At 39.0% G+C, this 21,627-nt stretch carries 20 protein-coding genes; 15 read left to right on the top strand and 5 right to left on the bottom strand.

Going from position 1 to position 21,627, the window contains the following annotated elements; translation table 11 throughout:
* Positions 1-142: 142 nt before the first annotated feature.
* The 15 genes from nagB to ABXZ36_RS06280 all read left to right on the top strand — a co-directional run bounded on the left by nagB (position 143) and on the right by ABXZ36_RS06280 (position 16,682).
* On the top strand, positions 143-2,056 hold the full coding sequence (gene nagB, locus ABXZ36_RS06350; protein WP_354614655.1) for a glucosamine-6-phosphate deaminase: 1,914 nt from the start codon (positions 143-145) through the stop codon (positions 2,054-2,056).
* A gap of 197 nt (positions 2,057-2,253) precedes the next feature.
* Positions 2,254-3,528: an AmpG family muropeptide MFS transporter gene (locus ABXZ36_RS06345; RefSeq protein WP_354614654.1), complete on the top strand. Its 1,275-nt coding sequence runs from the start codon at positions 2,254-2,256 to the stop codon at positions 3,526-3,528.
* Positions 3,521-5,137: a glycoside hydrolase family 3 protein gene (locus ABXZ36_RS06340; protein WP_354614653.1), complete on the top strand. Its 1,617-nt coding sequence runs from the start codon at positions 3,521-3,523 to the stop codon at positions 5,135-5,137. The genes ABXZ36_RS06345 and ABXZ36_RS06340 overlap by 8 nt, the downstream gene beginning before the upstream one ends.
* Entirely contained in the window at positions 5,119-6,195 is a 1,077-nt protein-coding gene (locus tag ABXZ36_RS06335; protein WP_354614652.1) for an anhydro-N-acetylmuramic acid kinase, read from the top strand. Before ABXZ36_RS06340 ends, ABXZ36_RS06335 begins: the two co-directional genes overlap by 19 nt.
* Before the next feature lie 99 nt (positions 6,196-6,294).
* Complete coding sequence (udk, locus tag ABXZ36_RS06330) at positions 6,295-6,903, top strand: uridine kinase (protein ID WP_354614651.1); 609 nt, start codon at positions 6,295-6,297, stop codon at positions 6,901-6,903.
* A 6-nt stretch (positions 6,904-6,909) separates the two neighbouring features.
* Positions 6,910-7,242 carry an FtsB family cell division protein gene (locus tag ABXZ36_RS06325; protein WP_354614650.1) on the top strand — a complete coding sequence of 111 codons (333 nt, stop codon included), beginning with the start codon at positions 6,910-6,912 and terminating at the stop codon, positions 7,240-7,242.
* Positions 7,235-8,626, top strand: a complete 1,392-nt coding sequence (locus ABXZ36_RS06320) for a methylmalonyl-CoA mutase subunit beta (RefSeq protein ID WP_354614649.1) — start codon at positions 7,235-7,237, stop codon at positions 8,624-8,626. Before ABXZ36_RS06325 ends, ABXZ36_RS06320 begins: the two co-directional genes overlap by 8 nt.
* Positions 8,619-10,763, top strand: a complete 2,145-nt coding sequence (scpA, locus tag ABXZ36_RS06315) for a methylmalonyl-CoA mutase (RefSeq protein ID WP_354614648.1) — start codon at positions 8,619-8,621, stop codon at positions 10,761-10,763. Before ABXZ36_RS06320 ends, scpA begins: the two co-directional genes overlap by 8 nt.
* A gap of 149 nt (positions 10,764-10,912) precedes the next feature.
* The gene (locus ABXZ36_RS06310) at positions 10,913-11,686 is read left to right on the top strand and encodes a ParA family protein (RefSeq protein ID WP_354614647.1); all 774 of its coding nucleotides are present in this window, start codon (positions 10,913-10,915) and stop codon (positions 11,684-11,686) included.
* Position 11,687: 1 nt separating this feature from the next.
* The gene (locus ABXZ36_RS06305) at positions 11,688-12,593 is read left to right on the top strand and encodes a ParB/RepB/Spo0J family partition protein (protein WP_354614646.1); all 906 of its coding nucleotides are present in this window, start codon (positions 11,688-11,690) and stop codon (positions 12,591-12,593) included.
* Positions 12,586-13,233, top strand: coding sequence for a DUF5683 domain-containing protein (locus ABXZ36_RS06300; protein WP_354614645.1), 648 nt, complete (start codon positions 12,586-12,588; stop codon positions 13,231-13,233). Before ABXZ36_RS06305 ends, ABXZ36_RS06300 begins: the two co-directional genes overlap by 8 nt.
* 3 nt (positions 13,234-13,236) lie before the next feature.
* Positions 13,237-13,938 carry a 4-hydroxy-tetrahydrodipicolinate reductase gene (dapB, locus tag ABXZ36_RS06295; RefSeq protein ID WP_354614644.1) on the top strand — a complete coding sequence of 234 codons (702 nt, stop codon included), beginning with the start codon at positions 13,237-13,239 and terminating at the stop codon, positions 13,936-13,938.
* A gap of 97 nt (positions 13,939-14,035) precedes the next feature.
* Positions 14,036-15,727, top strand: a complete 1,692-nt coding sequence (gene lepB, locus ABXZ36_RS06290) for a signal peptidase I (RefSeq protein ID WP_354614643.1) — start codon at positions 14,036-14,038, stop codon at positions 15,725-15,727.
* A gap of 21 nt (positions 15,728-15,748) precedes the next feature.
* Positions 15,749-16,381, top strand: coding sequence for a WbqC family protein (locus tag ABXZ36_RS06285; RefSeq protein WP_354614642.1), 633 nt, complete (start codon positions 15,749-15,751; stop codon positions 16,379-16,381).
* A complete protein-coding gene (locus tag ABXZ36_RS06280; RefSeq protein WP_354614641.1) occupies positions 16,374-16,682 on the top strand; it encodes a DUF6122 family protein in 309 nt (102 codons plus the stop codon). Before ABXZ36_RS06285 ends, ABXZ36_RS06280 begins: the two co-directional genes overlap by 8 nt.
* Here ABXZ36_RS06280 and ABXZ36_RS06275 read toward each other — a convergent pair whose 3' ends face one another.
* From ABXZ36_RS06275 to ABXZ36_RS06255, 5 genes are read right to left on the bottom strand one after another with little or no spacing between them, the layout of a single operon-like run.
* Positions 16,683-17,690: an endonuclease/exonuclease/phosphatase family protein gene (locus tag ABXZ36_RS06275; RefSeq protein ID WP_354614640.1), complete on the bottom strand. Its 1,008-nt coding sequence runs from the start codon at positions 17,688-17,690 to the stop codon at positions 16,683-16,685.
* Between the two features lie 26 nt (positions 17,691-17,716).
* On the bottom strand, positions 17,717-18,586 hold the full coding sequence (locus ABXZ36_RS06270) for a rhomboid family intramembrane serine protease (RefSeq protein WP_354614639.1): 870 nt from the start codon (positions 18,584-18,586) through the stop codon (positions 17,717-17,719).
* 2 nt (positions 18,587-18,588) lie between these two features.
* Entirely contained in the window at positions 18,589-19,332 is a 744-nt protein-coding gene (locus ABXZ36_RS06265) for a rhomboid family intramembrane serine protease (protein ID WP_354614638.1), read from the bottom strand.
* Positions 19,333-21,180 (bottom strand): DNA mismatch repair endonuclease MutL, encoded by a 1,848-nt coding sequence (gene mutL, locus ABXZ36_RS06260; protein WP_354614637.1) that lies wholly within the window; start codon positions 21,178-21,180, stop codon positions 19,333-19,335. It abuts the gene before it with no gap.
* Complete coding sequence (locus tag ABXZ36_RS06255; protein ID WP_354614636.1) at positions 21,180-21,473, bottom strand: hypothetical protein; 294 nt, start codon at positions 21,471-21,473, stop codon at positions 21,180-21,182. The genes mutL and ABXZ36_RS06255 overlap by 1 nt, the downstream gene beginning before the upstream one ends.
* Positions 21,474-21,627 lie beyond the last annotated feature (154 nt).

The raw sequence follows: 21,627 nt of genomic DNA, 5'->3' as shown, positions 1-21,627 counted from the left end.
AATTTATGCTGTTTTAATTCCTTTAAATTCTAAAAAATTATCAATAACAGCAATATAAAGCATAATTTACAGCATAAAAAAGCATTAATTGAATTATTTGCATATATTTGCTGTAATCGCGTTCATCATAAAAACATATTCCATGACCAGTAGACAAGAAGATATAGAAGCCAAAAAATTCGAAAAAATAAACACCATCATCCATCAAAACTCAGATGAGGCTTCGTTCTTCGTAGCGAAGGAAATTGCACAACTTATTAAACAGCGACAAAAAGTTGGCAAAAAGTTAATTTTAGGCCTGGCCACTGGATCTTCCCCTACAAAAATGTATGAGTATTTGGTAAAGTTTCACAAAGAAGAAGGTTTGAGTTTTAACAACGTGGTCACCTTCAACCTAGATGAATACTATCCTATGCAACCAGACAGTATGCACAGCTATGTACGTTTTATGAACGAACATCTATTCAATCATCTGGATATCAAAAAAGAAAACATCCATATTCCCGATGGCTCACTGTCTAAGGAAGAAGTCAGATCATTTTGCGAGCAATATGAACAAAAGATAAAAGATTTAGGAGGGCTAGACGTTCAAATACTGGGCATAGGGAGAACAGGGCATATTGGTTTTAACGAGCCAGGGTCTACCCTCTCCAGCAAAACGAGGATGGTGCGTTTGGACCAAGTAACTAGATTAGATGCAGCTAGTGATTTCTTTGGACATGAAAATGTACCAACCAAAGCTATTACCATGGGGGTAGGCAGTATTATGGATGCAAAACGCATCATCCTCATGGCTTGGGGCGAAGGTAAGTCAGACATAATTAGGCAAGCAGTAGAAGGTAAAATCAAAGAATCAGTTCCCGCCACTTTTTTACAGCATCATAATAATTGTGATTTTATCTTGGATGAAGCTTCTGCCTCCTTATTAACAAGATCTAACACCCCTTGGTTAGTAGGCGAATGTGAATGGGATGAAGTAAGAATTAAAAAGGCCACTATTTGGCTTTCGCATACTTTAGAGAAGGCCATTTTAAAATTAACCAATGAAGACTATAACGAACATGGCATGGGTAGTATGGTGGCAGAAAAAGGTTCTGCCGAAGACATCAATCTTAAGGTCTTTAATCAATTGCAACACACCATTACAGGTTGGCCAGGAGGCAAACCTAACGCCGATGACCACAATAGACCTGAAAGAAATACGCCATTTCCAAAAACATCATTAATCTTTAGTCCCCACCCAGATGACGATGTAATCTCCATGGGCGGTACATTATTGCGCTTGGTAGACCAGGGCCATGAGGTACATGTGGCTTACCAGACTTCTGGAAGCATTGCCGTTTTTGATGATGAAGTGATCCGTTTCATGGATTTTGCCAGCGATATGCAAAATAAAAATGAAGCCCTACAACAAAAATACAAGGAAGTAAAGGCCTTTTTGAACAATAAAAGAGTTGGAGAAGCAGACAGCTTGGAAGTTCAACATTTTAAAGGGCTTATCAGAAAAGGGGAAGCCCTGTCTGCCTGCCGCTATTGCGGGGTAAAAGAAGAAAATGCCCATTTTCAAAACCTTCCTTTTTATGAAACAGGCACGGTAAAGAAAAAACCCTATTCGGAGGTTGATATCCGACTAACAAAAGAACTCTTGAATAAGGTAAAGCCTCATCAGATCTTTGCCGCAGGAGATCTTTCTGATCCCCATGGAACGCATAGGGTATGCTTGCAAATTATCTTTAAAGCCTTAGAGCGACTAAAAAATGAGGGTGCTGCCTGGCTAAAAGATTGCTATGTATGGCTATACAGGGGAGCTTGGCAGGAATGGGATATTGCGGATATGGAAATGACGGTTCCTATTGGACCAAAAGACATGCGAAGAAAAAAGAATGCCATATTTAAACACCAATCCCAAAAAGATAGTGCAATGTTCCCGGGAAGCGATGAAAGGGAATTTTGGCAACGTGCGGAACAGCGCAACAAAGAAACCGCCAAAAAATATGATGCCTTGGGAATGGCAGAGTATGAAGCCATGGAAGGCTTTGTAAGATATCACTTCTAAGAAACTTAATTTATTTCAAGAAAGCCCGCCCTTGAGGTGGGCTTTCTTAGTTATGAAAGCGTCACAATTGCAGGAAGAGATACTTGTTACACATACCGCGTTAATATGTAACAAGGTATTTTATTTTGGAGCTTTTAAATAAGAATATATATCCAAAAGTTCCTCATTTATACTATTTTTAGGGCAATTAGCATTTTATGGTTCAAAAAGACAAATGGGCATGGGCATGGGTCCCCGTACTTTATTTTACCCAAGGACTTCCTTATATTTTAGTTGTCAGCGTATCAGTAATCATGTACAAAAAACTGGGTATCAGCAATGCAGATATCGGATTTTACACCAGTTGGTTGTATCTACCTTGGGTGCTAAAACCATTATGGAGCCCTTTTGTAGATCTAAAGAGCACCAAACGCAAATGGTTCCTCAGTATGCAACTGCTCATTTCAGTTGCCTTATTGGGCGTTGCCCTCACCCTGCCCACCAGTATTTTCTTTATGACTTCCCTTGCCTGTTTTTGGATGGCAGCTTTTGCATCTGCTACCAATGATATTGCTTCCGATGGGTATTATATGATAGGACTTACGGAAAAGAAACAGTCTTTTTTTGTAGGTATGAGAAGCACCTTTTATCGATTGGCCATGGTTACCGGTCAGGGCCTAATCGTAATACTCGCAGGATTTCTCGAAAACTATTATGGAGATAATACCAAGGCATGGTCCATTACCATGACCTGTACCGCTTTTCTGATGCTATTGCTTACCCTTTCTAACTTTTTTGTCACCCCAAAGTTCGAAACATCTTCGGCTATACAACAGGACAAACCTGCAGGTTTTTTTGAGGTCTTTTCCTCATTTTTCAAAAAGCCACATTTGGGCATTGCCCTTGCTTTTATATTATGTTACCGCTTGGGAGAATCTCAATTGGTAAAAATGGCTTCTCCCTTCTTGTTGGATGATGTAGCCGAAGGTGGATTGGGTTATTCCACAGAAGCCGTGGGAACCATCTATGGAACGGTAGGTGTGATCATGCTTTCTTTTGGAGGGATATTGGGTGGAATATTGATTTCTCGAGATGGTTTAAAAAAATGGATGCTACCCATGGTTCTTTCATTGAATATACCTAACGCCCTTTATGCCGTTTTGGCCCTTACCAAAACCACTAATATTGTCGCTGTAGTAGGTACAGTGGTATTGGAACAGTTTGGCTACGGCTTTGGTTTTGCAGCCTTTCTGATATTCCTAATCTACACAGCCGAAGGGACATCCAAAACCTCACATTATGCTATTGCCACGGGGTTTATGGCCCTAGGCATGATGATCCCGGGAATGATCAGTGGTTATATTCAGGAATGGCTAGGGTACGGTGGATTCTTTATCTGGGTGGTCATTGCTGCTCTCCCTGCCCTATTTCTATTGAAATTTATAAAATATCCTGCCGATTACGGTAAAAAAATAGCCCCAACTAATGAATAAACTAGTTCCCCATCCAAAAGCTTCGGCCACACTTTCCCTTAAAGAGAAAGTAGGACAACTGTTTATGCCCGCCGCCTTTATTAATGATAGCGAAGTAGACATACAGGCCTTGGAAAAATTGATCAAAGAACATCATATTGGCAGCCTTTGTTTTTTTCACAGCAGGGCCAGTGCCGCCACCAATTTTGAGGGCAAAAAAGAGGTGATGTTCAACGAGGAGAGCTTAAACACCCTAAAAAATTTGATTGCCCGATACCAAAAAGGAGCCAATTTACCTTTACTCATCAGTATAGATGCAGAATGGGGTTTAGCAATGCGGGTAGAAAATGCACCTCAATACCCGTATGCCATCACCCAAGGAGCCATAGTTGGGCACACCGATCTAATGTTTAAAATTGGAAAGAATATTGCCCATGATTGCAAATACTGTGGCATCCATTGGAACTTGGCGCCAGTGGTGGATATCAACAATAATCCTAATAATCCCGTCATTGGCTACAGATCTTATGGCGAGAACAAAGAAGTAGTGTCCGAAAAGGCCATTGCGTATACCCTCGGCACTAAAAGCGAAGGCATACTTGCGTGCGCGAAACATTTTCCTGGGCATGGGGATACGGCAGTCGACTCCCATTTGGGGCTACCCATAATAAAGAAGTCAAAAGAGGCCCTTTTGGAAAATGAACTTTTTCCTTTCCAGGAATTGATAGAAAATGGGGTAGAATCCGTAATGATAGGGCATTTGGCAGTCCCTAGTTTGTCTAACGGAGAAAATACACCCGCCACCCTCTCAAAAGAGATCATCAAAGGAGTGTTACGCCAAGAAATGCAGTTTTCTGGTGTTGTTATTTCCGATGCCCTTAATATGCATAGCGTTTCTAAAATGTATCCCATAAAAGGGGAATTAGAATGGACCGCTTTTGATGCGGGTAACGATGTACTCTGCTTTGCCGAAAATACAAAGGAGGGCATAGATCTCATCCTAAAAAATGCTTCTGCGCAACAGATAGAGGAAAGCTTTGAACGTTTTTGGAAATTGAAGTTAAAGGCTTTTTCGCAATTAGAAAAGGCTCCAGATGCAATAAGAAATCCAGATATCTTAAACCATAAATTGGCTTATGAGAGCCTAAGTCTTATCCATGGAGAACAAAAGGAGATCAAAACATTTAGAAACGAAGGTTTTGTAGGCGTGGCTATAGGAAAGAAAACTCATAATCCGTTCTTTAACACCATTTCAAAATCGGTGCCTTTTACTGCTTTTTCTACAGAATCTTCCTCAAAGAAGGCTTTTTTGGAGAAAACTGAAGGCAAAAATATCCTTTTGACACTATTTCCAAACCAAGCGAAACCCAAGGATAAATTTGGGGTATCACCACAAGATTTCGAACTTGTTTCAGAGTTACTTGCCAACCAAAATGTGATCCTTTACCTTTTTGGGAACCCCTACTTTTTACGCCTACTTAATTTTCAGAAAGCCAAGGCTGTTGTGGTTGCCTATCAAGAATTTGAAACGTTCCAACAAAACGCCGCCAACCATTTTCTGGGCAAGGTAGACGCAAAAGGAAAACTCCCAATAACCCTAAATTCTGAGGTATGCAGATCTACAAAGTAATCGGACTCATGTCTGGCACCTCTTTGGACGGCTTGGATCTGGCCTATTGCCATATTTGGAAGAAGCTTGACCGTTGGGAGTTTAAGATTTTGGAATCCAAAAGCATTTCTTACGATAAAGAAACATTTAACAAACTAAAAAAATCCATTTACCTCCCTGCCGATGAGCTTCTTATTTTCCATAACACCTATGGCACGTGGCTGGGGGAACAGGCCAAAAAATTTATAGAGGAACATCATTTAGAGGTCGACTTTATATCCAGCCATGGGCATACCACCCACCATCAACCAGCAAAAGGTCTCACCTTTCAAATAGGCTCAGGGCAGCATTTGGCGAATGCCAGTGGCCATAAGGTGATCTGCGATTTTAGGACCAATGATGTGGCACTTGGCGGACAAGGAGCACCCTTGGTACCCATTGGAGACCGCTTGTTATTTAGCGAATATGATTTCTGTTTAAACTTGGGAGGCATCAGTAACATCTCCTTCGAGCAGAACGGAAAGCGCTTGGCCTATGACATAGGCTTGGCCAATATGATCCTAAACCACATTACCCAAAAGGTTGGGTTGGCTTATGATAAAGACGGACAATTAGCCAGAAAGGGCACCTTGAACAAGGTACTATTACAACAATTGAACGCCTTGGAATTCTATAGCTTGTCCTTTCCAAAATCCATAGGTTTTGAATGGTTTGTGGAAAAAGTGGTTCCCATAGTAGATGATACAAAAGACAGCATGGAAAACCAATTACATACCGCCATACACCATATTTGCGAACAGGTGGCCATACAGGTAAAACAACAAGTCTTAAAAACAGAAAATACATTATTGGTTACCGGAGGTGGCGCACTAAACAGCTTCCTTATTGAAACCCTACAAGAAAAATTAGGATCCACCATCAAGGTGGAAACCCCGTCCAAAACCCTTATCGAATATAAGGAGGCACTAGTTTTTGCGTTTATGGGGGTACTGCGGTTAGAACAGAAAATCAACTGTTTGAGCTCTGTTACAGGGGCTAAGCGAAACTCCTCTAGTGGGGTGGTATTCTTAGCAAATTAATAAACCTTAACCTTAGCTTACGAAAACGATACAGGTCGTTCCATCAAAAAGCCCGTAGTTTCATCCCAAATCCTTATTTTTGGACTAAAATATGTAAGCATGTTGATTATTGGAATTGCGGGGGGAACAGGTTGTGGTAAAACAACCGTTGTGAATCAGATCGTTAACGAGCTTCCCTTTGAAGAAGTTGGTGTCATTTCACAAGATTCGTACTACAACGATATCTCCCACCTTAGCTACGAAGAACGTTCCAATATTAATTTTGATCATCCTAGAGCCATAGATTTTGACCTGCTCATTGAGCATTTACAAATTTTAAAGCTGGGGCAACCCATAAACCAACCCATATATTCTTTCGTTAAGCATAACCGCACCAAGGATACTATACATACCTTTCCGAGAAAGGTAATGATCGTTGAGGGCATTTTGATCATGACCAATCCCAAGATTCGGGAGATGTTCGATATCAAGATTTTTGTGCATACAGATTCCGATGAACGTTTGATACGTCGTTTAAAAAGAGATATTACAGAGCGCGGAAGAGATTTGGACGAGGTGCTGAGCCGCTATCAGAACACCCTAAAGCCAATGCATAACCAGTTTATTGAACCTACTAAGGAGTTTGCAGATATCATTATCCCTAACAATAAATACAACACCGTGGCTGTAGATATCGTACGGACTATTATTAATGAAAAATTAGCATAGACTACCATGGGCCTAAAAGAACTAAAAAAGAAAAAATGGTTTGGAATCGCAACCAACATGTACATGTTGGTGCTCACTGCATTTTTAATTTGGATGATCTTTTTTGATACTAATTCCCTCTTTATTCATTGGGAACTTAAAAAGGAAATCAAAAAATTGGAGAAGCAAAAGGAATTCTTGCAAGAAGAAATCGAAAATGACAAAGAGACGATAGAAAAGCTATCCGATAAAAAAGAACTCGAAAAATTTGCCCGAGAAAAATACTATCTCAAAAAAAAGAATGAGGAAATCTATTTGATAGAATACGAGGATAGCCTAAAAAACAAAGAAGATGAGTAAACCCAAACTTTTTAACGAATTTCAAGAAGTTTCCTCCAAAGCCTGGAAACAACAAATACAGTTCGACTTAAAAGGAGCGGATTATAATGAAACCTTGGTGTGGGAATCCCCAGAAGGTATCAAAGTAAAGCCTTTTTATCATTCGGATGAACATGGGGAACGCATCTCTTTCCCCAAACCCTTGGGAACATCTTGGAAAATTACCCAGCACATCTATGCCAAGAATGCCACCATGGCCAATGCGAAAGCCTTAGAAGCCCTAAAAAAAGGAGCCGAGAGTTTGCTTTTTACCCTTGCATCAGAGGATATTAAAATAGAACGACTCTTAAAGGACATTCCTTTAGAAGCCACTGTTATCCATTTCGAATTTCAGTTTCTATCGGAGAATTATATCCAGAAGCTATTTAATTTTATAGGCAATAAAACCCATCGCATCCATTTAAATATTGATGTTATAGGTCATTTGGCTAAAAGTGGAAATTGGTTCCACGACCTTAAAAAGGATCATGAGATCTTGGAAACTATTTTTACCCTAGATCACACTACTAATTTTAACAATATCCTTTCCGTTGATGTTAGTCTATACCAAAATGCGGGAGCCAATATGGTACAGCAATTGGCTTATGCCCTATCGCATGCCAATGAGTATTTAAATCATTTGGCAAAGGATGCTACCACTAATAAAATTCAGGCCATCACTTTTAAAATAGCCGTAGGCACCAACTATTTCTTTGAGATTGCAAAACTTAGGGCAATGCGCTTGTTATGGAAAACCTTGGCCAATGAATATCATTTGAATTTGGAATGCCACATCTTGGCCCTTCCAACCAAACGCAACAAGACCCTTTACGATTACAACGTAAACATGCTCCGAACCACCACGGAATGTATGTCTGCCATCCTTGGAGGTGCAGATACTATCTGTAATTTACCCTATGATGCGTTCTACCATAAAACCAATGAATTTGGGGAACGCATAGCAAGAAACCAATTGTTGATCCTAAAGCACGAAAGTTATTTTGACAAGGTCAGTAATCCTGCTGATGGAGCCTATTATATAGAAAACCTAACTACCCAATTGGCAGAAAAAGCGTTGGATCTTTTTAAAACCTTGGAAGCAGGAGGCGGATTTTTAAAGCAACTGAAAGAACATTCCATACAGAAGAAGATCAAGGAGAGTTCCCAAAAAGAACAGGAACTATTCAATACCCATAAGGAGATTCTGGTAGGAACCAATAAATACATCAATAAGGAAGATAAGATGAAGGATGATATGGAAATCTTTCCCTTTGTAAAGACCGATGCAAGAAAGACTTTATTGGAACCCATTATAGAGAAACGACTGTCCGAAGCTTTGGAACAAAAAAGATTGAAAGATGAGTAGAAAAAACTTGCAACACCTAAAACTAAAAGTAGATGAAGTTTCAGGAAACGAAACTCCAACTTCCAAAACAAAGAGGAAGGTCAATTCCGATACCCCCATATATATCAAAGAGGATGTTTCAGATTTAGAACACCTTGATTTTGCGGCAGGGATAGTGCCCAACCTACGTGGCCCCTACGCTACCATGTACGTCAGGAGACCTTGGACCATTAGGCAATATGCTGGTTTTTCCACAGCGGAAGAAAGTAACGCCTTTTACAGACGCAACTTGGCCGCTGGACAAAAAGGCTTGTCCGTTGCCTTCGACCTACCAACACACCGTGGGTATGACAGTGATCACGAGCGTGTGGTGGGCGATGTAGGAAAAGCTGGTGTTGCTATAGATTCCGTGGAGGACATGAAAATTCTCTTTGATTCTATTCCCTTGGATGAAATGTCGGTTTCCATGACCATGAACGGAGCGGTATTGCCAATTATGGCCTTTTATATTGTTGCTGCAGAAGAACAAGGCGTATCCCCAAAACAACTAGAAGGAACTATACAGAATGATATTCTTAAAGAATTCATGGTGCGGAACACCTATATCTATCCTCCGGAACCATCCATGCAGATCATTTCGGATATTTTTGAATATACGAGCAAGCATATGCCCAAATTCAATAGCATCAGTATCTCTGGATATCATATGCAGGAAGCTGGGGCTACCCCAGAAATAGAATTGGCTTACACCTTGGCAGATGGTCTGGAATATATTAGAACCGGACTTAAATCTGGCTTGGAGATTGATAAGTTCGCTCCACGCCTATCCTTCTTTTGGGGCATAGGAATGGACCATTTCATGGAAATTGCTAAAATGAGAGCGGGCCGTATGCTCTGGGCTAAACTGGTAAAAAAATTTAATCCTAAAAATCAAAAATCCCTAGCCTTAAGAACACACTCCCAGACCAGTGGATGGAGTTTAACGGCTCAGGACCCTTTCAACAATGTGGCAAGAACCACTATTGAGGCAGCTGCTGCTGCTTTTGGAGGCACACAAAGTTTACATACTAATGCCTTAGATGAAGCCATTGCATTACCTACCGATTTCTCGGCACGAATTGCCCGTAATACCCAACTCTTTTTACAGGACGAAACTAAAATCACCAAAACTGTAGATCCCTGGGCAGGCAGTTATTACGTGGAATACCTCACTGATGAGATTGCCCATAAAGCCTGGAAACTAATTGAAGAGGTGGAAGAATTGGGAGGAATGACCAAAGCCATTGAGGCCGGAATTCCCAAAATGAGAATTGAACAGGCCGCCGCAAAAAAGCAGGCTCGTATTGATAGCAACCAAGATATTATTGTAGGTATCAACAAATATCAATTAGAAGAAGAGGATCCTCTTATGATTTTGGAGGTAGATAATGAACAAGTGCGCAAACAGCAGTTGGAACGTTTGGCGCATACCAAGAAAAAAAGAGATACAGCAGCTGTAGAAGCTGCATTAATTAAATTGACCGAAGCCGCAAGAGAAAAACAAGAGGGAGACGGGTCTGCAACTGAGCAGAATTTACTAGCTTTAGCGGTAGAAGCAGCAAGAGCAAGAGCTACCCTTGGGGAAATCAGTGACGCAATGGAGGTTGCTTTCGGACGGTACAAAGCAAAGATTCAATCATTTACAGGCGTGTATTCCAAAGAAATCAAAAACGACGAAAGTTTTAAAAAAGCCAGGGAGATGGCCAACCAATTTTCGGAGACCGAAGGGCGTAGACCACGCATCATGATCGCAAAAATGGGTCAAGATGGGCATGACAGGGGAGCCAAAGTGGTGGCAACAGGGTATGCCGACCTAGGTTTCGACGTGGACATCGGTCCCTTATTCCAAACTCCACAAGAGGCTGCGAAACAGGCTGTTGAAAATGACGTTCATATAGTAGGTGTATCCTCCTTAGCGGCAGGACATAAAACATTAGTACCCCAAATTATTGAAGAGCTTAAAAAATATGGTCGGGAGGATATCATGGTCATTGTAGGGGGTGTGGTTCCAAAACAGGACTACGATTACCTCTTCAAAGCTGGAGCTGTGGCCATATTTGGTCCTGGTACGAAAATTAGTGAAACAGCCATCCAAATATTGGATATTTTAATGGATTAATCTGTTGAATGTAACATTACTAAAACATTAATTTTTATACGATTACCTTCATTTTGCCGATTAACGGGCTGTTATTCACCGCCTGTTAACAAAATACATTTTTTAGCGTTATAAATAATCGTATTTTTAGCCCCTAACTTACTATGATAATGGGCAAGATAATTGCTATAGCAAATCAAAAAGGTGGGGTTGGGAAAACCACCACTTCAGTGAACCTAGCTGCCTCCTTAGGTGTTCTGGAGATGAAAGTATTGTTAATTGATGCTGATCCTCAAGCTAATGCCACATCTGGTCTAGGAATAGATGTGGATAATGTGGAAATGGGAACCTACCAATTACTAGAGCATTCCAAAACAGCTTTGGAAACGATTATTTCAACATCTTCCCCAAATGTGGATCTAATACCTTCACATATAGACCTTGTAGCCATTGAAATTGAATTAGTGGACAAGGAGAACAGGGAATACATGATGAAACAGGCCCTTGAAGGATTAAGGGAAAAATATGATTACATATTAATTGATTGTGCTCCTTCTTTGGGGTTATTGACATTGAATGCCTTAACAGCGGCAGACTCGGTCATAATTCCTATTCAATGCGAATATTTTGCTTTGGAAGGTTTAGGCAAATTATTGAACACTATCAAAAGTGTCCAAAAAATACACAATCCAGATTTAGATATAGAAGGGTTATTACTCACCATGTTCGATTCTCGTTTACGCCTATCCAATCAAGTAGTAGAAGAAGTGAACAAACATTTTTCCGAAATGGTTTTTGATACCATCATCCAAAGAAATGTAAGATTAAGTGAGGCCCCAAGTTATGGGGAAAGCATCATAAAATACGATGCAGCAAGTAAGGGAGCAGCCAATTATTTAAATTTGGCCAATGAAGTAATGAAAAAAAATAAGGAGATAGTTTAATATGGCGAAAGCAGTAAAAAAACAAGCTTTAGGAAGAGGATTGTCCGCACTATTGAAAGATCCAGATAACGACATCAAATCAGTATCCGATAAAAACGCGGATAAAGTAGTGGGCAATATTGTAGAATTGGAACTATCGGCCATAGAAGTAAACCCATTTCAGCCAAGATCCAACTTTAATGATGACGCCCTTCAAGAATTGGCGACATCTATTCGGGAACTAGGGGTCATTCAACCTATTACCGTTAGAAAGCTCGATTTCAATAAATATCAATTAGTTTCTGGGGAAAGAAGATTTAGGGCCTCCAAACTTATAGGCTTGGAATCAATTCCTGCCTATATCCGTATTGCCAATGACCAAGAATCTTTGGAAATGGCCTTGGTGGAAAACATACAGCGACAGGATCTTGATCCTATTGAAATTGCATTATCCTACCAACGTTTGATAGACGAGATTCAATTGACCCAAGAGAAATTAAGTGATAGGGTAGGTAAAAAACGATCTACTATCACCAATTATCTTAGACTTTTACGACTAGATCCTATCATTCAGACCGGAATTCGAGATGGTTTTGTAAGTATGGGACATGGTAGAACGCTTGTGAATGTAGAGAAGAGAGAAGATCAAATTGCCCTCTATGAGAAAATAGTTGGACAAAATCTTTCTGTTAGAGATACCGAAAAAGCGGTAAAGGCCTATCAAGATGCTTTGGACAATCCTGAAAAGCAAGAAAAAAAAGTTGCTAAAACCCCTGGTTTTATCAAAAAGGATGCGCCGAGATTTAGCGACTACCTCTCTGTAAAAGTAGATGTGAAAGCTTCTGAAAAGGGGAATGGTAAAATCACCATCCCATTTAGTTCCGAAGCAGAATTTCAGCGTATAAAAAAACTGATCACAGGTGAATAAATCACTTTGCTCCTTATTATTTTTTTTTCTTTTAATTCTTTCCTCCTCAGCACAAGAGAAGCAGAAGGATACCACCGCAGTTGATTCTGTAAAAACAGACCTTACCAGAAAAGGTGTTGTGGTAAAAGACGTTATTGTAGAAAAAAGGGAGGAAATAAACCCTTTGGCACCCAGCAAGGCCGCCTTTTATTCCGCCATACTACCTGGATTGGGCCAAATCTATAACAAACGATATTGGAAGGTTCCGTTGGTCTTTGCCGCGATAGGTACGGGGGTATATGTATATATTAACAATGATGATTTATATGACCGCTTTAGAACTGCCTTTAAAAGAAGAAAGGCAGGATTCATAGATGATGAGTTCTATGATATTAATAATAGTGGCATAGTTCCGGGAGATCCAGACCTTTCAGATGCTGCATTGCAAGATGGACAAGAGCGCTACCAGCGCGATAGGGATCTGGCTTTGGTAGTCACTATTGGGCTGTACGCCCTTAATATTATAGACGCCAATGTAGATGCACATTTAAGGCAATTTAATGTAGATGATAACTTGAGTATGGACTTTAAACCCTACTTGGAATATAACCCTATTAACGCCCAACCCAATTACGGAATGGCATTAACCATAAAATTTTAACGCATGAAAATTGCCTTATTTGGATACGGTAAAATGGGAAAGATGATAGAACAGACTGCTATTCAAAGAAATCATACTATTGTAGCCAAAATAGATGTGGACACCAAGGAAATTGATTTTTCCAATATTGACGTGGCCATAGATTTCAGTCAGCCCGAAGCCGCTTTTGATAATATTAAAAAATGCATAGAAAACAACGTTCCTGTTATTTCAGGCACCACTGGATGGGGTAAAAATTATGGTAAAGCGGTGTCCTTCTGTGATGAGCATAAAGGAGCATTTATTTATGCTTCCAATTTTAGTCTTGGAGTTAATATCTTTTTTGAGCTGAACGAATATTTAGCTAACATGATGAACACCTTAGATCAGTATACGGTCTCCATCGAAGAAATACACCATACCCAAAAATTAGATGCCCCTAGTGGCACAGCCATCACCTTGGCCGAAGGCATTTTAAAGAATACTGATTATAAAGGTTGGAGACTTGATAAGGCAACTTCTGACCATATTCCAATTGTTGCAAAACGGATAAAAGATGTACCTGGTACACATTCCATTAATTACCAAAGTACAGTAGATAGTCTTGAAATTAAACATACGGCTCACAATAGAGAAGGTTTTGCTCTTGGTGCAGTTGTGGCAGCAGAATGGATCATGGGAAAAACAGGGGTTTTCACCATGAAGGATGTGTTAAACCTAGGTTAAGAAACGTAACAAAAGCAAAATTTCTGTTACTTAATTAAAGACAATACCAAGAGGATATCTCAATAAATAACTTTTACTACACCAATAATAACAACATATGAACAGCACACAATGGATTCTTTTTATTTTGATCGTACAGATCATCCATTTTTTAGGAACATGGAAATTATATGTGAAAGCGGGTAGAAAAGGATGGGAGGCTTCAGTGCCAATCTATAATGCAATTGTATTGATGCAAATCATCAACCGTCCAAAATGGTGGACCTTTTTACTATTTATCCCTATCATCAACCTACTCATGTTTCCGGTAATTTGGGTAGAGACTATGCGCAGTTTTGGAAAAAACAGCCTATTAGATACTTGGTTGGTCATTTTAAGCCTAGGCTTTTATATATATTATATGAGTTATACGCAAGATGTCAAATATGTGGAAAACCGCAGCAGACATCCTAAAACAGCTTTAGGGGAATGGGTAAGTTCCATTGTATTTGCGATAGTTGCAGCAACTTTGGTACACACCTATTTTATACAGCCCTATGTAATTCCTACAGGGTCTTTAGAAAAAACATTACTAGTTGGTGATTTCCTCTTTGTAAGCAAATTTCATTACGGTGCCAGAACCCCAATGACAACGATTGCGGCTCCCATGGTGCATGATACTTTGCCAATACTGAAAACCAAATCCTATCTAAGCAAACCACAACTACCCTATTTTAGGCTTCCTGGTTTTCAAAAAGTAAAACGAAATGATATTGTTGTCTTTAGTTGGCCGGCAGATACGGTACGTCAGTTCTTTAAAAAAGAAAAAGGGGTTAGAAAACCAATAGACAAAAAATCAAACTACGTTAAAAGATGTGTGGGTACACCAGGGGATAGCCTATCTATTATAAACGGAGACGTATATATCAATGGAAATAAACTAGTGTTATCCGACAGAGCCAAGCCCATGTTCCTTCATGTGGTCAGCACCAAAGGACAAATAGGAAACGCCGCTATCAATTTATTAGGTCGTAATAATTTTGGGGGAAATGTAATAAAAATCCCAAACGAAGTATTGACACAAGATAAAGTTGATGAAGTCATAGATCAAAAGACCACCTTAGAAGAATTTGAGAGGGATTCTTTATACACTTACTATACAGGGTATATAGCCGATGGTAAAGTAGTTTCATTTCTTAAGGCTACCTCTGAAAATTCCAAAGCCCTCTTTAATATGACAGAGGAAGAAGCAAAGAATGACCTTGGAAAGGCAGGTATTGTTAGTATTAAAAAATTCAGTTTCACAAAACCGGAAACTAATATTTTTCCACAGAGCGGGCAATATCCCGGGACTCAGGATAATTTAGGCCCTATATATCTTCCAAAAGCAGGAGAGACCATTTCCTTGAACGTAAAAGTCCTTCCCTTATACAAGAAAATAATAAAAGAATATGAAGGGAATACCCTTTCTGTATCTGGCAACCAAATAAGTATTAATGGGCAGGTAACAAACACCTATACCTTCAAACAAGGGTACTATTGGATGATGGGGGACAATCGTCATAAATCAGAAGACAGTAGGTTTTGGGGCTATGTTCCAGAAAACCATATTGTAGGGAAACCGGTATTTATCTGGATGAGTATTGATGGAATCAATGACGGATTAAGCAATTGGAAAGTTCGCTGGGATCGTGTTTTTACTACCGTAGGTGGAGATGGAGAACCTCAATCTTATTTTAAGTACTTTTTGATAGCCCTAGCCGGTTGGTTCGTGTTTGATTATTTTAGAAAAAAGAAGAAAAAGAAATAATCTGTCTTATAAAACTAGAAAATGAAGCTTCTCCTACACCCAGGATACTTTTTGAATATTGCCAATTTTGTGGGCATAGCCAAAAATGACATCTGTTGGGAGACTTCGGGAAATTATCAGAAACAAACGTATAGGAACCGATGTTATATAGCCACTGATATTGGAAGGCATATATTGAATATTCCCGTACAACATGTTGGTGATAAACAGGGCAGACAAAAATATAAAGATGTAAAAGTGGATAATTTCTACCATTGGCAACGCCAGCATTGGCGTACTCTGGAAACAGCATACAGAAGCTCCCCATTTTTCGAATTTTATGAAGATGATCTTGTGGAACTTTATACCACCGAACATAAGTATCTTCTAGATTTTAATTTAAAATCCATTGAAGCCATCTGCGGTTGTCTTCAAATCCCAATGCCCTTAGAAAACACTTCCAAATTTGAAAAAGAACCAATGGATTTTGTGGATGCACGTATTCTGATAAATTCTAAAACAAATCCGCCTCTAGTACAAGAACCTTACGTACAGGTTTTCGACGACCGCAATCCATTTATTGAAAACCTTAGTATTTTAGATCTTTTGTTCAACGAAGGCACCAACGCCCTTACCTATCTCAGAAAACACAATTTAAACCTAAAGGATGCTTAGATTCTGCATGCATTACGGGATTCATTTTTTAGTACCGATAGGGATTGGGCTCTACTTTTATAGGAAGAATTGGTTCTGGGCTGTATTGATTTTGTTGGCAGGGATATTGATTGATCTAGATCATCTTTTGGCAAGCCCTATTTTTGACAGTGCGCGTTGTAGCATTGGCTACCATCCCTTGCATACCTACTGGGCCTTTATGTTTTATCTTGGACTCTTGTTTTTTCAGAAGACAAGGATTGTAGGCCTTGCTTTGTGCATCCATATTGTTGCAGATACGGCCGACTGCATTTTGATGTAGTTAAAATTTGATAGAGGCCATTACAGGGAAATGGTCTGACATTTTAACGTCGTAATTTTTATGCGCTAAAACTTCCATTTGCTCATCTACCAAAATAAAATCGATCCGTAATGGCAAGAACTTAAAATTGTAAGTACGACCATACCCCGATCCCATTTCCATAAAGGTATCCTTCATATCACCTTTAATGTCATAATAGACACTTGAATATTGGGAATTATTAAAATCCCCACATATAATCTTCTTATACGTAGTAGTGTTACCGTGTTCCAGAACAATTTCGGCCTGCTCTTGCTGTTTTACAAATGAATTACCCAGTCTTTCCAATAATTTCTGTGATTCTTCACTTCTAATTGAACCCGGACGAACCCTCAGCGATTGGAGATGTAGGTTATAAACTCGGATTGTATCCGTTTGAATAATGACGTCTGCAAATAAAGCGTTATTACCACTTTTAGGAAAATCGAGAGAGCCCTTATTTATGATTTGGAATTTGGAATAAATGGCCTGAATTACTTTTCCACTGTTTACACCAAATTTGAAATTCACATATTTAAAAGGATATTGCTTGAAGTCATTACTCCTAATTTTCGAATAGTCGAATTCCTGAAAACAGACAATATCTGCATTTTCTTCTTTTATAAATTTTACAATACTATCACTCAATTGGGGGTTGTTTTCCCTAGAATTACCACGAAAAGACTGGGTGTTAAAAGTTAAAACACTAACACTTTCTTCTGCTGGCGCTGGAGTGGGTTCAAAAAATATAAAGAAGGTTCCCAAAGAAAAGTATCCTAAAAGTAATACTGCAAAAGACAACCAAAACTGTGTTCTTAACTTCAATAACCAATACATCAAGAACATAATATTAACTACTACCAAATAGGGCACCGCGAGACTAAAAACAAATAAAAATGAAATTGAATAAAGTGATATGTGGGGAACCAAACAAGAAAACAACAGCAGCAAGGCCGCTATTATATTCAGAAAAAAAATGAACTTGTTCATTACAGATAATTTTCCCAATATCAACTTTATTCTTTACCTGATTTGAAAAGAAAATCCTTCTCTGATTTCGATAAACTCTCGTAGCCCGATTTGCTAATCTTATCTAGAATAGTGTCTATCTTTCGTTGTCTACTTTCCTTATCATGATCTACTGTTCCATTTACCGTGGCCTTAGCCTTACGATAAACCGTTTTCATAGGTGCATTTTTCGATTTTTTAAAGAGATTAGACATACTATCCAGGAGTTTAGAAAAGCCTTCTCCAATATCTTTTCCTTTTACCAGTTGTCTCGCATAAACATAGCCCAACAAGGCACCTCCCAAATGCGATAAATTTCCGCCTGCATTACCTCCTGTGGGAATTTGTATCAGATCTACCAAAACAAAGAATACCCCTATATACCAGAGTTTAACATTGAAAAAGATAATCCTTACCTCTTGGTTTGGGATATAAGTACACACAAATATTAAAACGGCTGTGACCCCTGCTGAGGCGCCGATCAACGAGGTATTGAATCCCAAAAATGCTGGAAAAATATTATAACTCAATAGAAATAAGAAGCCCCCTAAAATGACCCCTAAAAAATAAACATTAATAAATCTTTTGGGACCAAAAAGATTTAAAAAGATACGCGATGCAAAATAAAGCATCACCATATTCCAAAAAATATGACCAAATCCGGCATGAAAGAAGGAATAGGTGAAGATGGACCAAGGCTGGACTAAAAAATCAAAAAAATCTTTTGGTAGCTCAAACCATTGCATGAAAATATTTGGCGATAATTGCAGTAAGAAAGTCAGTAGGCCATTAAAAATAAATACCGCTACATTTATAGCAATCAATTTTTCGGCGATACTTAATCTTGCAAACTGATATTTTAAGTTATCTGTGTTCATAGCTAATCCCATCGGTTTTTATTAAACTGGTTCTTCTTCCAATACCACATCATAAGAAAGCCTATCAATGCCCCACCTACGTGAGCAAAATGGGCAATTCCACTACCAAAGATAGCGTAGCCAGTAATCCCTGAAAATAAATCTAGCCCTATTAAAACAGGAATAAAATACTTCGCTTTAATGGGAACAGGTAAAAATAGTAAAAATAGCTCGCTATTAGGATAAGACATTCCAAAGGCTACTAATACTCCATAAATAGCACCAGAAGCCCCAACAGCAGGAGTATTAAAGGCACTTAAAAAATTATCTACAGTACTCTTAGAGGCGAGGTTATACCAATCTGGACTATACTTTCCGCTAGAAATAATCTCTATGACTTGGCTCCTCATTATTCCAGAGTTTACCAAGGCATCCATTCCCTCATTAAAATAATAATAGTTAACGGCGGTATGCAAAAGTGCCGATCCTAACCCAGCGGAAAAATAGAAAAAGAAAAATTTATTCCTCCCCCACATGCGTTCCAATGGCGTTCCAAAAGCCCACAAGGCATACATATTAAATACAATATGCATTAACCCTCCATGCATGAACATGTGTGAAATAATCTGCCATAATTCAAAGTTTGCATTTAGTGGAAACCAAAGAGAAAACATCCGGTACATCTCATCACCATACAAGGAGGTAGCCACAAAAAATAACACATTAATTATAAGTAAATGCTTTATAGCATCTGTAAGTCTTCCCATTTAAATAAATTTTTTGTCAATATCGTTTTCTGTAATGGTAATATAAATTGTTTTGTTGAAAGGGCTTGATTTGGACTCTTTGCAGGCAAATAAATCGTTTACTAAGGCCAACTGTGAATTTCTGTCTAGTATTTCGCCTGTCTTTACCGCTAAGGTCTTACACAAAGTTTTAGAAAGGATATCAGTCTGTGAGAAACTATCTCCTGTAATGTCCTGTTGATAATCTGAAATCAACTGATCCAAGACCATACCCACCTCACTTTCTGCTACCAACAAAGGTACTCCGGTAATTTCTAGTACTTCCCTATCTACCTTCCCAAAGCCAAATCCTATGGTGGCAAGACTTTCTTTTATCTCCTCTATAATTACCATGTCCGAACTGGAAAAGGATAAAGATAATGGAAACAGTAATTGTTGGCTTACGGCCTCTTTAATCGTAATATTTTTTAGAAACTTCTCATACAATACCCGTTGATGTGCCCTACTTTGATCTATGACGACCATTCCTGAAATAATAGTGGTCACGATGTACTTGCGCCTTAGCTGAAACGTGGTTGTATTGGTCTCCATGACTTCATGAGTACCTTCAAAAATAGAACCCGTAATGCTATCAGATTCAAAACTCACACTGGAAAAACTATCTTCCCTCCCGACTTTGGATTCCAATCCAACATACATACTTTCCCATCCCTTGGTACTCTCCTTCTGATAAGAATTCTTAAAGCCCCTTTGAATTTCTTCTTTAAATGGGTTAAATCCCGAGTCTACTACCACCTTAGGAAGTTCTGCTTCCCTATTTTTAAAGGCATAGGGCGTTTCCAAATTAAGATTTTGGTCAAAATCCAGTGCTGGGGCCACATTGAATTGTCCCAAACTATGTTTCACCGCAGACCTCAATAAGGCGTACAAGGTATGCTCGTCATCAAATTTGATTTCCGTTTTGGTAGGGTGAATGTTGATATCTATTGAAGCTGGATCCACCTCTAGGTACAAAAAATATCCTGGATGGTTATCAGATTTTATCAGCCCCTCAAAGGCAGCCACAACAGCATGATGGAGGTACGGACTTTTTATAAAGCGGTTATTGACAAAAAAATACTGTTCTCCCCTGCTCTTTTTGGCAAACTCTGGTTTCCCAATATAACCAGAAATTTTCACCACCTGAGTCTCTTCTTCTACAGGTACTAATTTTTCATTGGTTCTACTTCCAAAAATATTGACAATCCGCTGCCTGTAATTGCTCTGTGGCAAATTAAACAATTCACTGCCATTATTATAAAAATAGAAATGTATAGAAGGATGTGCCAATGCCACCCTATGAAACTCGTCAGTAATATGTCTAAGCTCTACACTATTAGATTTTAAGAAATTTCTTCGAGCAGGAATATTAAAAAAAAGATTTTTAACGGCAATGGAGGTCCCTTTTGACGTTACAATCACTTCTTGGGCTGTAACTTTACTACCCTCTATTTTTATATGGGTGCCAAATTCTGTATTAGAAGGTTTAGTTTGCAATTCTACATGTGCTATTGCAGCTATGGAAGCCAAAGCTTCACCCCTAAATCCCTTGGTACTCAAGTTGAATAGATCCTCCGCACATTTTATTTTGGAGGTCGCATGCCTTTCAAAACTTAATCGGGCATCGGTATCACTCATTCCCGCACCATCATCTACTACTTGAATTAAGACTTTACCACCATCTTTAACAATAAGCTTTATGGATAAAGCCCCTGCATCAATAGCATTTTCCATCAACTCCTTTACAACTGAAGCCGGTCTTTGAACCACCTCCCCAGCTGCTATTTGATTGGCAACATGATCTGGTAAAAGTTTAATGATATCGCCCATTAAAAAAACATGTCTATTTTCCCATATTTAACGGCTGCATAGGCAAAAATCAAAAGAAAGATAAGAATAACGAAAAAACGAAGCCTCCTGTTCCTATCGCTTTGAGCGCTTTTCACTGTTTTCCAATCATCCCTGTAGCTCTTTTTTCTATACCCCGTAAAATACTCACCGTCTGGTTTAGATTCCTTGGATTTTCTTAATTTCTCTATACGCTCCTTGCGCTCGTTATAATAACGAGGGGAATAATTGTAAGATTTATTTCTACTTAATTTAAAAAGCGAAGGGAGTCTCATAAATATCTTTACTATCTTCAAAAGTACTGAAAATAGGGCAAAATGGCAGAATGTAGATGCTAAAAATTGTTAACAACACCGAATGCCTCAACCATAGTGTTTAGGCACAAAAACGCAGTGCTCATACCTCATTAGGCTAAATTATTTCGCAATA

Origin of the sequence: Sediminicola arcticus, assembly GCF_040566695.1 — a bacterium.
GTDB lineage: Bacteria > Bacteroidota > Bacteroidia > Flavobacteriales > Flavobacteriaceae > Sediminicola > Sediminicola arcticus.
Note: the sequence above shows the minus strand (reverse complement) of the source record. Positions and strands in the feature narration are given on the sequence as shown.

Excerpts from the sequence above, each read along its gene's own strand:
- nagB (WP_354614655.1), top strand. The coding sequence starts at position 143 with ATGACCAGTAGACAAGAAGATATAGAAGCCAAAAAATTCGAAAAAATA.
- ABXZ36_RS06345 (WP_354614654.1), top strand. The coding sequence starts at position 2,254 with ATGGTTCAAAAAGACAAATGGGCATGGGCATGGGTCCCCGTACTTTAT.
- ABXZ36_RS06340 (WP_354614653.1), top strand. The coding sequence starts at position 3,521 with ATGAATAAACTAGTTCCCCATCCAAAAGCTTCGGCCACACTTTCCCTT.
- ABXZ36_RS06335 (WP_354614652.1), top strand. The coding sequence starts at position 5,119 with ATGCAGATCTACAAAGTAATCGGACTCATGTCTGGCACCTCTTTGGAC.
- udk (WP_354614651.1), top strand. The coding sequence starts at position 6,295 with ATGTTGATTATTGGAATTGCGGGGGGAACAGGTTGTGGTAAAACAACC.
- ABXZ36_RS06325 (WP_354614650.1), top strand. The coding sequence starts at position 6,910 with ATGGGCCTAAAAGAACTAAAAAAGAAAAAATGGTTTGGAATCGCAACC.
- ABXZ36_RS06320 (WP_354614649.1), top strand. The coding sequence starts at position 7,235 with ATGAGTAAACCCAAACTTTTTAACGAATTTCAAGAAGTTTCCTCCAAA.
- scpA (WP_354614648.1), top strand. The coding sequence starts at position 8,619 with ATGAGTAGAAAAAACTTGCAACACCTAAAACTAAAAGTAGATGAAGTT.
- ABXZ36_RS06310 (WP_354614647.1), top strand. The coding sequence starts at position 10,913 with ATGGGCAAGATAATTGCTATAGCAAATCAAAAAGGTGGGGTTGGGAAA.
- ABXZ36_RS06305 (WP_354614646.1), top strand. The coding sequence starts at position 11,688 with ATGGCGAAAGCAGTAAAAAAACAAGCTTTAGGAAGAGGATTGTCCGCA.
- dapB (WP_354614644.1), top strand. The coding sequence starts at position 13,237 with ATGAAAATTGCCTTATTTGGATACGGTAAAATGGGAAAGATGATAGAA.
- lepB (WP_354614643.1), top strand. The coding sequence starts at position 14,036 with ATGAACAGCACACAATGGATTCTTTTTATTTTGATCGTACAGATCATC.
- ABXZ36_RS06285 (WP_354614642.1), top strand. The coding sequence starts at position 15,749 with ATGAAGCTTCTCCTACACCCAGGATACTTTTTGAATATTGCCAATTTT.
- ABXZ36_RS06280 (WP_354614641.1), top strand. The coding sequence starts at position 16,374 with ATGCTTAGATTCTGCATGCATTACGGGATTCATTTTTTAGTACCGATA.
- ABXZ36_RS06275 (WP_354614640.1), bottom strand. The coding sequence starts at position 17,690 with ATGAACAAGTTCATTTTTTTTCTGAATATAATAGCGGCCTTGCTGCTG.
- ABXZ36_RS06270 (WP_354614639.1), bottom strand. The coding sequence starts at position 18,586 with ATGAACACAGATAACTTAAAATATCAGTTTGCAAGATTAAGTATCGCC.
- ABXZ36_RS06265 (WP_354614638.1), bottom strand. The coding sequence starts at position 19,332 with ATGGGAAGACTTACAGATGCTATAAAGCATTTACTTATAATTAATGTG.
- mutL (WP_354614637.1), bottom strand. The coding sequence starts at position 21,180 with ATGGGCGATATCATTAAACTTTTACCAGATCATGTTGCCAATCAAATA.
- ABXZ36_RS06255 (WP_354614636.1), bottom strand. The coding sequence starts at position 21,473 with ATGAGACTCCCTTCGCTTTTTAAATTAAGTAGAAATAAATCTTACAAT.